11 protein-coding genes are annotated in these 14214 nt (G+C 39.3%); 3 read left to right on the forward strand and 8 right to left on the reverse strand.

What is annotated here, in order from left to right; genetic code table 11:
* Positions 1 to 17: 17 nt before the first annotated feature.
* The gene (locus tag ACG916_RS00710) at positions 18 to 557 is read right to left on the reverse strand and encodes a hypothetical protein (protein WP_336951782.1); all 540 of its coding nucleotides are present in this window, start codon (positions 555 to 557) and stop codon (positions 18 to 20) included.
* 344 nt (positions 558 to 901) lie between these two features.
* Here ACG916_RS00710 and mrdA point away from each other — a divergent pair, with 344 nt between their 5' ends.
* Both mrdA and rsmD read left to right on the forward strand, forming a co-directional pair.
* Positions 902 to 2971, forward strand: coding sequence for a penicillin-binding protein 2 (gene mrdA, locus ACG916_RS00715; RefSeq protein ID WP_336951783.1), 2070 nt, complete (start codon positions 902 to 904; stop codon positions 2969 to 2971).
* A 4-nt stretch (positions 2972 to 2975) separates the two neighbouring features.
* Positions 2976 to 3524: a 16S rRNA (guanine(966)-N(2))-methyltransferase RsmD gene (gene rsmD, locus ACG916_RS00720; protein ID WP_171500312.1), complete on the forward strand. Its 549-nt coding sequence runs from the start codon at positions 2976 to 2978 to the stop codon at positions 3522 to 3524.
* Positions 3525 to 3944: 420 nt separating this feature from the next.
* Here the strand turns inward: rsmD and ACG916_RS00725 are convergent, their stop codons facing one another.
* Together ACG916_RS00725 and ACG916_RS00730 are read right to left on the reverse strand one after the other, a co-directional pair.
* Positions 3945 to 4154 (reverse strand): hypothetical protein, encoded by a 210-nt coding sequence (locus ACG916_RS00725; RefSeq protein WP_336951784.1) that lies wholly within the window; start codon positions 4152 to 4154, stop codon positions 3945 to 3947.
* Positions 4155 to 4291: 137 nt separating this feature from the next.
* Positions 4292 to 4858, reverse strand: a complete 567-nt coding sequence (locus ACG916_RS00730) for a hypothetical protein (protein ID WP_419327156.1) — start codon at positions 4856 to 4858, stop codon at positions 4292 to 4294.
* A 429-nt stretch (positions 4859 to 5287) separates the two neighbouring features.
* Here ACG916_RS00730 and ACG916_RS00735 point away from each other — a divergent pair, with 429 nt between their 5' ends.
* Positions 5288 to 6049, forward strand: a complete 762-nt coding sequence (locus ACG916_RS00735; RefSeq protein ID WP_419327155.1) for a 3-oxoacyl-ACP reductase — start codon at positions 5288 to 5290, stop codon at positions 6047 to 6049.
* 153 nt (positions 6050 to 6202) lie between these two features.
* Here ACG916_RS00735 and sucD read toward each other — a convergent pair whose 3' ends face one another.
* The 5 genes from sucD to ACG916_RS00760 all read right to left on the reverse strand — a co-directional run bounded on the left by sucD (position 6203) and on the right by ACG916_RS00760 (position 13983).
* Positions 6203 to 7093 carry a succinate--CoA ligase subunit alpha gene (gene sucD, locus ACG916_RS00740; protein WP_004717274.1) on the reverse strand — a complete coding sequence of 297 codons (891 nt, stop codon included), beginning with the start codon at positions 7091 to 7093 and terminating at the stop codon, positions 6203 to 6205.
* A 12-nt stretch (positions 7094 to 7105) separates the two neighbouring features.
* On the reverse strand, positions 7106 to 8272 hold the full coding sequence (gene sucC, locus ACG916_RS00745; protein WP_004717276.1) for an ADP-forming succinate--CoA ligase subunit beta: 1167 nt from the start codon (positions 8270 to 8272) through the stop codon (positions 7106 to 7108).
* Positions 8273 to 8440: 168 nt separating this feature from the next.
* Positions 8441 to 9874, reverse strand: coding sequence for a dihydrolipoyl dehydrogenase (lpdA, locus tag ACG916_RS00750; RefSeq protein ID WP_004717278.1), 1434 nt, complete (start codon positions 9872 to 9874; stop codon positions 8441 to 8443).
* Between the two features lie 60 nt (positions 9875 to 9934).
* Entirely contained in the window at positions 9935 to 11146 is a 1212-nt protein-coding gene (odhB, locus tag ACG916_RS00755; protein ID WP_105713590.1) for a 2-oxoglutarate dehydrogenase complex dihydrolipoyllysine-residue succinyltransferase, read from the reverse strand.
* Positions 11146 to 13983: a 2-oxoglutarate dehydrogenase E1 component gene (locus ACG916_RS00760; RefSeq protein WP_004717282.1), complete on the reverse strand. Its 2838-nt coding sequence runs from the start codon at positions 13981 to 13983 to the stop codon at positions 11146 to 11148. Before ACG916_RS00760 ends, odhB begins: the two co-directional genes overlap by 1 nt.
* Between the last annotated feature and the right edge of the window lie 231 nt (positions 13984 to 14214).

The raw sequence follows: 14214 nt of genomic DNA on the forward strand, positions 1-14214 counted from the left end.
GATAAAATCATAAAACTTTAGAACCCGACACTTAAGGTATAAGCAAATTGTATTTGTGGACGAGTCTCTAGGATCATATCTCCATTTTTATTATGAAGTTCACTACCTGCACCCATCCCCACACTAAATGTACTTATACGCTCTTTATTCAATAAAACATAAGATAAATCGGCACCACCACCATATTGGACTTCATCACTTCCGTCCACTTTTTTGCTTTTAAGTGTTCCGCCATAGACCCCTACATAGAAGCCATTTTTATCTTTACCATTTAATACTACAGGAATTCTATAACCGACTTGGCCTGCAAACTCATGGTCACCATTATAAAAAACACCTAATTTAGTATAGGCAATTCCATAAGGATTTACCCATTCACCATTTGCATGAACCATCTGTTGTGTTACACCCGCACCGATATTCCATTTAGAAGCATCTTCAGGCTTAAACTTTGCCTCTGGTAAAATTCCCTTCATATCTGGCAAATAATCTTTAACATCAGCGTGCGCGAAACTTCCGACAGCAACCAATATTAATAAGGGAAAGATTTTTTTCATTATTTTCTCCATTATCCCTAATCTTAACTTAGGTCGAATATATTTATCCTTAAGGCTCGACTTTAACAGAATTATTTTAGCACTCATATACAAAACACTATAAATTTAATGTCGCTAAGGTCAAATCCATATAGGGGCTATTGACATTTTGCCTAGCTTTACAATGATGCGTATTTTTCAAATGAAATGTAAACGGTCTCATCTAAGAAACAAAATCAATTACAGTTTTTAGTTAAAATATATTTTGATGACTTATTTGTGTTTTTTAATTTTTAAGACGCAATCTAGGGTAAAATGTTTGACCCCTAAATTCACCCATCTTTAAGTACTAAAGCCGACGACGTATGAAGCAGCAGTTTCCTCTAAAAAATGTCCAACAAGAAAAACGCATCTTCCGTGGTCGTGTCTTTTTTGCGATTGGTATTGTTTCATTTTTTATGTGCCTTCTAGTTGCACGCTATGCTTATCTGCAAATTTTTCATCATCAAGAGTTTAGTGAAGCGTCAGATAAAAACCGAATTCGACTACAACCTATAGCACCAGCACGTGGCTATATTTATGATCGTAATGGGATTTTACTTGCAGATAACTACCCTGTTTTTACCGCAACATTGAGCAAAGCCGATGTCGAAGATATAGATGACACTGTTAAGCGCTTGATTCCAATTTTAAATCTCAATCAAGAAGATATCGACCGTTTTAATAGCCGCATTAAAACCTCTAAAAAAACAGAACGTGTTACCTTAAAGCTAAATCTAACAGAACAAGATATTGCTCGCTTTAGTGAAATAAAGTTTCAATTTCCAGGTGTTGATATTGAAACTCAAATGACTCGCTATTATCCACATGGTGAATTGTTTGCTCATGTGGTGGGTTATGTTGGTCGTATTAACGATAAAGAACTTAAAGCAATTGATAAAGATAGTTACGCTGGCACAAACCTAATCGGGAAAATTGGTGTAGAAAAATCTTATGAGGAATTACTTCATGGCGTTCCTGGTTATGAATCGATTGAAGCTGATGCACATGGTAATGTGTTACGCCATTTAGGTCGTAAAGAGTCAACCAGAGGCAATGATTTATATCTTTCATTGGATTATGGTTTGCAAACTATTGCAGCAGAACAACTTAAAGATCGTCGTGGTGCAATCGTCGCAATTGACCCACGCACTGGTGAAATATTAGCGCTTGTTTCCAGCCCAAGTTTCAACCCGAACTTATTTGTGACAGGTATTGGGCATGCGGACTATACTGCTTTACGTGACAACTTAGACCAACCACTCTATAACCGCGCTGTTCAAGGGACTTACCCTCCCGGTTCTACCATCAAACCAATGGAAGGCTTAGGTGGCATCCATTTTAAAACTGTGGATTGGGGAACTACAATTTCCGATCCTGGTTATTTCCATTTACCTGGTGATTCACATAAATTCCGTGACTGGAAAAAAACTGGGCATGGCGCTGTCAATTTACATAAATCTATAGTGGTTTCTTGTGATACTTACTTCTATATCTTGTCTTACCAGATGGGTATAGATCGAATGAATGAATGGATGCGTCAATTTGGTTTCGGTGAAAAAACGGGTGTAGATTTACCAAGCGAAAGTACAGGTTTATATCCAAGTCCTGAATGGAAGATGCGTACTCGTAAGAGTAAATGGCTCAAAGGTGAAACCATATCTGTCAGTATTGGTCAAGGTGCATTTACTGCCACTCCATTACAGTTAGCTATGGCAACGGCAATTACGGCCAACCATGGTGCGCATGTCACCCCACACGTATTACGTGAATCTAAAGGGGCGAAAAAGCATGAAGTACTCAATGCCCCGACAGGAAAAATCAACTTTAGTGGTACGGATGACGACTGGGTCAAAATGCGCGATGCAATGGTTGATGTTATTCAAACAGGTACAGGCCGAGGTATCCGTACACCGATGTACCAAATCGCAGGTAAAACAGGTACAGCACAGGTGAAGAGTATTGCGCAAGGCAAACGCTATAACGAAGCTGCACTGACATCAAGACAATTAGACCACGGTTTATTTGTTGGTTTTGCACCTGCTGAAAATCCTGAAATTGCCATTGCCGTGATTTGGGAAAATGGTAAGCATGGTGGTTCTGCTGCCAAAATTGCTCGTCCTGTATTTGATTACTGGTTGCTAACTCGCAAAAAGAATCCAATTGTACCGCTTAATCATCAAGTCAGTGGGGGCTTAATGACAGCCGGCATCAAACCGGGTGAACTGCCAAGTGGTGATGTTTCCCTTGCAGCAGATCCAAATGCCTTGCCTAAACCGAAGCCAAATACGCAGACCAATACGGCTACCCAAAACCGTATACCAACTCAAGGTCATAGTACGACTTCGACGCAACCCACTCCTCCACCTGTACCTGAGGCTGATATCAGTGAATAATAAAGTGAAAAACCAATTACGTATTATTGGTGGAGAATGGAAACGTCGAGTTCTTCCTTTTGCTGATATCGATGGTTTACGTCCCACACCTGATCGAGTACGTGAAACATTGTTTAACTGGCTCATGTGGGATATTCAAAATGCCAAAGTCTTAGATCTTTGTGCTGGTTCAGGTGCTTTAGGATTTGAAGCACTTTCACGTGGTGCAAGGCACGTGATCATGATTGAACCCAATGCCACGCAAGCTAAATTTTTAAAAGACAATATTCAGTTGCTCAAAGCTGATAACTGTCAGCTAAAAACACAAACAGCACAACAAGCCTTATCCAATTTAAATGAACAGTTTGATTTAATGTTTTTAGATCCACCCTATAGTTTAAATTTATGGGATGAATTGGCTCAAAAAGCGGATCAATACTTATCTGATCAAGCATTGATTTATGTAGAAGCAGATCGTGGCTTAAATCAACTGAATTTACCCTCAACATGGCAATTACAGAAACAAACCAAAGCTGGTGTAGTACAAGCAGGTTTATTTAAAAAAATAATATAGGGTCTGTAGACATTTCATAAATGACTTGCGTTGTAGGTTAAAATTGAGCATGAGACGTATACGTCGTAAAGCAGGAAACGAAGAGAATAGCGAGACTATTTTCGAGTTTCATAACGTAGGCTGAGATAATTTTAGCCACAACCCTGAGCAAGAACAAAGCACTGCTTTGTTTACAGCGCAAGGCGCAGTGGGGACTAGAGTAGTTTTTACCGCTACGTCGTTACCTTTCGAAACGATGTTTCTCATCATTTAGAATGATTAAGTTTAATAGTTCTTGCCTTGTATCATCCAAAAACCACTTGTAGTCGCAAACGTAGACGAATTGTCAACAGACCCTAATTACTTCATTCATATATTTTCAAACAACAAGATAGAAAAAAATGGGCATACATTGCCCATTTTTATATTTAAGATAAAGAATTAACGTCCTTTCCAATTCCAGTCACGATCATTGCGATCTCGGTCATAACGATGTCGATCACCATCACGATGCTGATCCCTGCGATGATCCGAATCATGTCGCTGATCATAACGACCATGACCACCTCGATGACCATCATCAAATGGTGCAACAATACAGCCGGTTAATGAAATAGCAACTACACCCAACACAATAACTTTGTTTAACATGATGACTCACCTCTTCATCTCATTTTGTTTAAGTTAGTCTTTTAATGTGTAGTGCTAAACAAGCTTATGTTTCAAGTTGTAGTATTTCCAACATGATTTCTTCATGGTAATAAAAATGATCGATAAAATATTTATTGTTAATAAGTCAGCGTTCTAATCCAAAACAGACGCAATAATTGCCCACGATCATAAGGAAAACTAGAGATGTATTCATAACCCACTTTGTTTAAAGCATTGATCTTAAATTCAATGCCATAACCAAAAGAAAGATAAAGCTCACTTGATGCAGGATTATCATTTGAAGGATTGAGCAATGATGTCTTTAATTGTTGTACATTGTAAGCAGTATAATTGAACACCCGAATACGCTCATTTTCATAAAATTTATTGGTTAAAATTGAATAATCTGCCAATTCATGCTCATGCTGTTCTGCTAGCTTTTTTTGCAATTGGTCTTGTTCAAAAAAAATATCATTTCGCTCAATGCTCATTTCAGTATCACTTAGGCTATTTTCTTGATTTTCAATTTTAAATAATTGCTCATCTTGCAATTGATCTGGTTGTCCTAATAATTCATCTTGATATTCCACAACTTGATTTTGTGCCTCTTCTACCGTAAGTTCCAGATCATCAAAAGCATAAACATTTGAATTTATGAAAAATATAAAAATGACCATTAAATTGAGCGGGTAAATAGATCGCATGTTTTGCCTAATCAATTCATGATTTTTATCGGAGTTATACCAATCATAAAACAAGATGGTTGTCTCCTCTGTTTGTTTATAAGTCACTTAAATGATCAGTCTAATTGTAGCCTACATATAGATCAGAATGGCTAAAGCACACCTAATATCAAATGCGTTTCGTTTTAATTATAAATAATATGATCAATATGTTAAACCAATTAACTATCATTCTGAGCCATCATTTTATCAATAGGATTTAAAAAGTTTAATTATTTGAATATTCATATGTAATCAATCCACTAAGATGCTTAAATTTCTCTAGATGTTTTTTATATTTTTCATCTTGAGTATGTGCAATTGATAAACTTTGTAACTCATCTCTCAATCGAAGTGTCTGATCGATAAAAGTGCTAAAATTAAATTGATATCAAATGAGTTGATTTGAACATGGAAATACGAGATCAAATTATTCTAGTGACTGGTGGCGCACGTGGTTTAGGACTTGCAATTACCCATGCTTTGATTCGTGAAGGTGCAAGAGTTGTGGTGAATTATTTCAATAGTGAAGAATCCGCACAACAACTTGCTAAGGAATATGCCGAACAGGTTTTTATTTACAAAGCAGATGTAACCGATGCAGATCAAGTCAACACGATGTTTAAAAAGGCAAAACTGCATTATGGACATGCAATCACTTCAGTGATTAATAATGCACTATTGGCATTTAAATTTGATGGTGATCTACGTCCAAAAGTTGAAACACTGAGCTGGCACAGTATGCAACAGCAATTGGACAGTGCAGTAAAAGCCGCTTTAAACACCACCCAAGCTGCGCTAGAAGATATGAAAAAAGATCATTTTGGTCGAATCATCAATATTGGAACCAATCTCGTGCAAAATCCTGTGGTTCCTTATCATGATTATACTGCGGCTAAAGCAGCACTTTTGGCTTTTACTCGAACCACTTCACATGATTTAGGTCAGTATGGTATTAATGTAAATATGCTTTCAGGTGGTCTATTACGTAAGACTGATGCCAGTAGTGCAACACCTGATCAAGTGTTTGATTTAATCGCAGCCTCTACGCCCTTACAAGAAGTCACCACACCTGAGCAGTTTGCAGATGCCGTGCTGATGTTTTTATCACCGTGGTCACGTGCTGTAACAGGACAAAATTTGATTGTGGATGGTGGTTTAGTCAAAGGCTAATCACAGATCACCCATCTCATATAAATTCCCTTTTTTTATTTTGATTACAAAGTTAAATACTAACAATCAAGAATCTACAACTAATACTCTACAACCAATAAAAATGGGAGCCAATTGGCTCCCATTTTTTAGCTTAAAAAATTAAAAATTAAATTAAACCAAGCCTTTCTTTTTTAAGACATCAAACATAGTTGAACCAAGTTCAGCTGGGCTACGCGTATATGCCATACCCGCTTTTTCAAATGCAGCAAACTTCTCTTCAGCAGTACCTTTACCGCCAGAGATAATCGCTCCAGCGTGACCCATACGCTTACCTTTAGGCGCTGTTACACCCGCAATATAACCAACAACAGGTTTAGTCACATTAGATTGAATATATTCAGCAGCTTCTTCTTCCGCACTGCCACCAATTTCACCAATCATGATGATTGCTTCTGTTTGAGGGTCTTCTTGGAAAAGTTTTAAGCAGTCAATTTGATTCATACCTGGAATTGGGTCACCACCGATACCAATACAAGTAGACTGACCTAAACCAAGCTTAGTCGTTTGAGCAACCGCCTCATAAGTCAATGTGCCAGAACGAGAAATGATCCCGATTTTACCTGGTTGATGAATATGCCCTGGCATAATCCCAATTTTACATTCGCCCGGTGTGATAATACCTGGACAGTTTGGACCGATTAAACGTGCATTATTACCATAAGTTTCAAGGTAACGTTTGGCTTTTAACATGTCTAAGGTTGGCACACCTTCAGTGATCACCACGATTAACTCAATACCAGAATCTACTGCTTCAACAATTGAATCTAGTACAAATGGAGCAGGTACATAAATTGAAGTTGCATTTGCACCCGTTTCTTTTACTGCTTCACGCATTGTATTGAAAACAGGTAGACCAATATGAGTTTGACCACCTTTACCTGGTGTTACGCCACCAACTACTTTTGTACCGTATGCAATTGATTGCTCAGAATGGAATGTACCATTCTTACCTGTAAAGCCTTGTACCAATACTTTTGTGTCTTTATTAACTAATACGCTCATGATTGATACTCCTTACGCTTTCACAGCAGCAACAACTTTTTCTGCGGCATCAGCTAAGCCGTTCGCAGAAATTAATTTTAGACCTGATTCATCAAGTAATTTAGCACCTAACTCCGCATTGTTGCCTTCCAAACGAACAACAACAGGTACGGTTACATTTACTTCTTGAACCGCTGCAATAATCGCTTCAGCAATCATGTCACAACGTACAATACCACCAAAAATATTGATCAACACACCTTGTACAGATGAATCTGAAAGAATAATTTTAAATGCTTCAATGACGCGATCTTTGGTTGCACCGCCACCAACATCAAGGAAGTTTGCTGGCTGACCACCATACAGTTTGATGATATCCATTGTTGCCATTGCAAGACCTGCACCATTTACCATACAACCAATATTGCCTTCTAGAGCAACATAGTTGAGGTCAAATTCAGATGCTTTTAACTCACGTTCATTTTCTTGAGATTTATCACGCATCGCAGCAATTTCAGGCAAACGATAAAGTGCATTTGAGTCGATACCGACTTTGGCATCTACACATAAGATTTCACCATTTTCACGAACGGAAAGTGGATTAATTTCAAATAGTGCAAAGTCATTTTCAACAAATGCTTTGTACGCGCCTGTCATGATAGTTACAAATTGGCTGATTTGCTTATCTTTTAAACCCAACTGGAAACCAACATCACGCGCTTGGAATGGCAATAAACCAACTAATGGATCTACTTCGACTTTAATAATTTTTTCAGGCGTTTCTTCAGCAACTTTTTCAATTTCTACGCCACCCTCTGTAGACGCCATGAATGTCACACGACGACTAGAACGATCGACCACTGCACCTAAATACAATTCACGTTCTACAGGATAAACATCTTCACAAACAAGGATACTATTTACAGGCTGGCCATTGGCATCAGTTTGATATGTGACTAAACGAGTACCTAACAGGCTTTTTGCATATTCAGCTGCTTCTTCTTTTGACTTAACAACTTTTACGCCACCCGCTTTACCACGACCACCTGCATGGACTTGGGCCTTCATCACAGCGAATTTGCCACTAATTTGCTCAAAGGCAGCAGATGCTTCTTCAGGCGTAGTGATTAAAATGCCTTCTTGAACTGGCATACCATATTTTTTTAACAGCGTTTTCGCTTGATACTCATGTAGATTCATGTTTTACCTTTTACTACTTTTCACATTGTTATGACACACCAATAATTAGACTTCCATCACAATAACTATCGGCATTTATTAAAGTTTGTTCTTTTATTTTTAGATGATTATTCAATTAAAAACAACCATCAAAAGTAAAAAGAGCGGTCGAAACCGCTCTTTTTTGTGTTATTTACGTTTACGCTGAATCGCGTGAATCGCACGCCCATCAACAGCAAGCGCTGCTTCATGAACGACTTCAGAATAAGTTGGGTGACCGAAAGTCATCAATTGTAAATCTTCAACAGAAGATACAAATTCAAGTGCAATCATACCTTGGTGAACAATGTCAGAAGCACCAGGACCAATGATATGCATACCCAATAAACGATCTGTTTTTGCATCTGCAACAAACTTCACAAATCCAGCAGATTCATTGGCAGCTAAAGCACGACCATTGACAGCAAATGGGAATTGACCGGTTTTAACGTCGTGACCTTTCTCTTTAGCTTGCTCTTCAGTCAAACCTACCCATGCAGCTTCAGGGTGTGTATAAATCACTGAAATAATGGTGTCGTAATTCACTTGAGCAGCATGACCATGCATACGCTCAACCGCCATTACACCTTCTTCCATTGCTTTATGCGCAAGCATTGGGCCACGCACCAAGTCACCAATTGCATATACACCGTCAACAGACGTTGCACACCAATCGTTCACTTCAACCAAACCACGTTCAGTTAATTTAATGCCTGAATCTTCAGCCAATAAACCTTCTGCATACGCTTTACGACCAACACAAACGATTAATTTATCGAAAGTTTGAGTTTTATCTTCGCCTGCTTGATTATATTGAACAGTCACTTCACGACCATTCACTTCAGTGCCTGAAACTTTAGCACCAATACGAATATCTAAACCTTGTTTTGTTAAAAGTTTTTGATAATCTTTTGCCAACGCTTTATCCGCCATTGGTAAGAATGCATCTAATGCTTCGAACACAACAACTTCAGATCCAAGACGACGCCATACTGAACCAAGTTCCAGCCCAATTACGCCTGCACCAATTACACCTAAACGTTTAGGCACTTCTTGGAATTCTAAAGCACCTGTTGAATCAACGATAAGGTCTTCATCAACTTTTGCTACAGGAATATTTACAGGTACAGAACCAGTTGCAAGAATTACGAATTTAGGTTCTAAAACTTGAACATCACCACCTTCTAATGGTGTGAATTCAACTTTTTTACCAGCAAGTAGTTTACCCGTACCTTGTAACCACTCGATACCATTGCCTTTCAGCAATTGAGCAACACCACCAGTTAAGTTATCTACAACTTTGTCTTTACGAGCAAGAAGCTTTTGAAGATCAAGTTGGACATTTTCAACTGTAATACCGTGAACATCTAAGCCATGAAGAGTATCTTCATAGTGATGAGAAGAATCTAAAAGTGCTTTAGAAGGAATACAACCTACGTTTAAGCAAGTACCACCTAAAGATGGCTTACCTTTGTGTACACGTTTTTCGATACACGCAACTTTGAAACCAAGTTGAGCAGCACGAATTGCCGCTTCATAACCACCTGGCCCACCGCCGATTACAACTAAATCAAACTGAGACATGCTTATCTCCAAAAACGAGTTTAAAGGATCACTCTAAACTCGTGTTGTTATTCTAAAGAATTAAAGGTCAAGGATTAGTTTAGCTGGTTCTTCAAGTAACTCTTTAACAGTTACCAAGAAGCCTACAGCTTCTTTACCATCAATCATACGATGGTCATAAGAAAGCGCTAAGTACATCATTGGAAGAATTTCAACTTGACCATTTACAGCCATAGGACGCTCTTGGATTTTGTGCATACCTAAAATAGCAGTTTGTGGTTGGTTCAAAATAGGTGTTGAAAGTAATGAACCGAAAGTACCACCGTTGGTAATTGTGAAAGTACCACCAGTCATATCTTCAATTGCTAATTTACCTTCACGTGCTTTTGCAGCATACGCACCAATACCTGATTCAACTTCAGCATAGTTCATACGGTCAGTATTACGTAATACTGGAACCACTAAACCACGATCAGAAGAAACCGCAACACCGATATCATAGTATCCATGATAAACAATATCATCACCGTCGATTGAAGCATTTACCGCAGGATAGCGTTTAAGTGCTTCAGTTACAGCTTTAACGAAGAATGACATAAAGCCTAAACGTGCACCATGACGTTTTTCGAAAGCATCTTTATATTGCTTACGCATTTCCATCACAGGTTTCATGTTAACTTCGTTAAACGTAGTCAACATCGCAGTTTGCTGTGTAGCAGCAAGAAGACGTTCAGCAACACGCTTACGTAAACGTGTCATTGGAACACGTTTCTCAATACGCTCACCAACTGCAACGCTTAATGGTGTCACAGCAGCAGCTGGTTTAGTTTGATGATTTGCAACATCTTCTTTGGTGATACGACCACCACGACCAGTACCATCTACATCCGCAGCTGCAATACCTGTTTCAGTTAAAGCTTTACGCACTGCAGGTGCTTGATCTTGTACTTGAGCACGTTCAACAACAGGTGCATTACCCGCTTGAGTTTGTGCCGCAGCTTGTTCTACTTTCTCTTCTGATTGAACTGCTTGAGTTTGAGTAGCGCCAGAAACAGCACCTTCTTCAAATGTCGCAATAACTTCAGAAGAAAGAACTGTGTCACCTTCATTTTTGATGATTGCAGAGATAGTACCATCAGCAGGAGCAACAACTTCTAAAACAACTTTATCCGTTTCAATATCACAGATGACTTCATCACGTGATACCGCTTCACCTGGTTGTTTGTGCCAAGTTGCAATTGTTCCGTCAGCAACTGACTCTGGGAACACCGGTGCTTTAATTTCGGTTGCCATTATTTAGATTCTCCTGATTGTTCAGCTACGATCGCAAGTGCGTCATTCACGAGCTGAGCTTGTTGTTTTGCATGCAAATATGGTGAGCCACATGCAGGTGCAGCTGAAGCTTCACGTCCTGCATAGCTAATTTGAACTTGTAGAGCAGACTTCATTACACCTTCGTATAAACGAGGAGCAATGAATAACCATGCGCCTTGGTTCTTCGGTTCTTCTTGACACCAAACAAGTTCTTTTATGTTCGGATATGTCGCAAGCACTTCAGCAAGACGTTTTTCTGGGTATGGGTACAATTGTTCAACACGTACCACTGCAATGTTCAAGTTTTCTTCACGACGTTTTTCAAGTAAGTCGTAATAAACTTTACCACCACAAAGTACAACACGTGTTACATCTTGTTTGTTGATTTGATCCACTTCATCAATCACAGTCTGGAATGTACCAGTTGCAAGCTCTTCCAAAGTTGAAGTTGCAAGTTTATGACGAAGTAACGACTTCGGTGAAGTCACGATCATTGGCTTACGAATTGGGCGAATTGCCTGACGACGCATTGCATGGAAAATCTGTGCAGGTGTCGTAGGTGTAATCACTTGCATGTTTTCTTCAGCACATAACTGTAAGAAACGCTCAAGACGTGCAGATGAATGCTCAGGACCTTGACCTTCATAACCATGTGGAAGAAGCAATGTTAAACCACACACACGCTCCCATTTGGTTTCACCAGATGAGATGAACTGATCAATAACCACTTGCGCACAGTTTGCAAAGTCACCGAACTGAGCTTCCCAGATGACCAAACTTTTTGGCAATGTTGTTGCATAACCATATTCAAATGCAAGCACAGCCATTTCTGACAATAATGAGTCATAAATTGCAGTACGTGGCTGGTTTTCTTTGATATGACACAGTGGAATATAAACCGAACCATCAACTTGGTTATGTAGCTTAGCATGACGGTGTGAGAATGTACCACGACCAACATCTTCACCAGTCAAACGCACCAAGAAACCATCATCAAGGATAGAAGCATAAGCTAAAGTTTCTGCTGCACCCCAGTTTAATGGCATTTCACCAGTTTGCATTTTCAAACGTTCATCGATCACTTTAGAAACTTGACGCTGCATCACGAAACCTTCCGGTAATTCGCGCATTTTCGTACCAATTTCTTTTAAGCGTTCGATTGGGAAAGTCGTATCCCAAACATCTGTATATTCATGGCCTAGATACGGTTTCCAGTCCACAAACATTTTGTCATTTGGTTCAAGCACTAAAGCATTGGCAACATGGTTACCTGCTTCAAGATCTTCACGATATTTTTCAACTAAAGCATCTGCATCTGAACGATCTAATACTTTTTCTTGTACCAATTGATCTGCATAAAGCGTACGTGTAGTCGCTTTTTTATTGATCACTTGATACATCATTGGTTGTGTTGCTGCTGGCTCATCTGCTTCGTTATGACCACGACGACGATAACAGAACATGTCAATCACAACATCTTTACGGAATGTATGACGGAAATCATGTGCCAATTGCGCAACAAACAATACAGATTCAGGGTCATCACCATTTACATGGAAAATTGGCGCCTGAATCATTTTTGCAATGTCAGTACAGTATTCAGTAGAACGTGCATCACGTGGATCAGATGTAGTAAAACCAACTTGGTTGTTGACTACGATATGAACCGTACCACCTACGGTATAACCACGCGTTTGTGACATTTGGAAGGTTTCTTGGTTGACACCTTGACCAGCAAATGCAGCATCACCATGTACGATTACAGGTAATACGTCATCACCACCAATGTCTTTACGACGTACTTGGCGTGCACGAACTGAACCTTCAACCACAGGACCAACAATTTCTAAATGCGATGGGTTAAATGCCAAAGCCAAGTGAACTTCGCCACCAGGTGTCATCACATTTGATGAGAAACCTTGGTGATACTTAACATCACCAGAACCTTTTTTAGCTAAAGTTTTACCTTCGAACTCACCAAACAAATCAGCTGGGTTTTTACCCATAATGTTCACAAGTAAGTTTAAACGACCACGGTGTGGCATCCCAATTACGACTTCTTTACAACCTACAGAACCTGCACGTTGAATAAGTTCGTTTACCATTGGAATAAAAGATTCACCACCCTCTACACCAAAACGCTTCGCACCAACATACTTATTACCGAGGAATTTTTCTAAGCCTTCAGCAGCAGTTAAACGTTCAAGTACATGTTTCTTTTGATCTGCCGAGAAACCGAACTGACCGCGTGCACCTTCAAGACGTTGTTGAATCCAGCGTTTTTCTTTGGTGTCAACAATGTGCATATATTCAGCACCAATAGAAGCACAGTATGTTGCCTCCATTGCGCTAACCATTTCACCTAAAGTTGCTTCAGTTTTACCAATCGCCAAATTTCCAGCATTGAAAACTGTATCTAGGTCAGACTTGGTTAAACCATGTGCAGCAAGATCTAAATCTGGCACATCTTCACGTTTAGCCAAACCTAGTGGATCAAGCTTCGCTTTTTGATGACCACGGTTACGGTATGCTGCAATCAGTTGCAAAACACCGATTTGACGACGTTCATGCTCAGTACTTACTTCACTTTGCACAACAGGCTGAACACGACTTGAATTACGACCTAATAATAAGAATTGCTCACGAATGTTTCCGTGCGGTTGGTCACCTTTAGGGAATTTATCGAAATATTGACGCCAATCCTCACCTACTGAGGTTGGAGAAGAAAGGTACTGTTCGTAAAGCTCTTCAATATACGCTGCACTATCAGCGGAAAGTTCAGTATCAAGACGCAATGCGTCAGCAACTTCTTGCATTTGTGGACCCATTTCCTATTGCAAAAACATTAGAGGGTGCTTTTTAAGCACTCCCATGATTGATAATGCCAAATCGGTAAATTGACATTCACCCATCAGATACTCATGACCAAGGGGCGTTATAAACATTAGCTTTTACTAATGCATACAATGAATCATAACGCCCTCAATGGCATCATCACTCACTTATATACTCAACCGAAGCTGAGCAATTTTTTGCAAATCGACTTA

Source organism: Acinetobacter legionensis (assembly GCF_048552295.1).
GTDB lineage: Bacteria > Pseudomonadota > Gammaproteobacteria > Pseudomonadales > Moraxellaceae > Acinetobacter.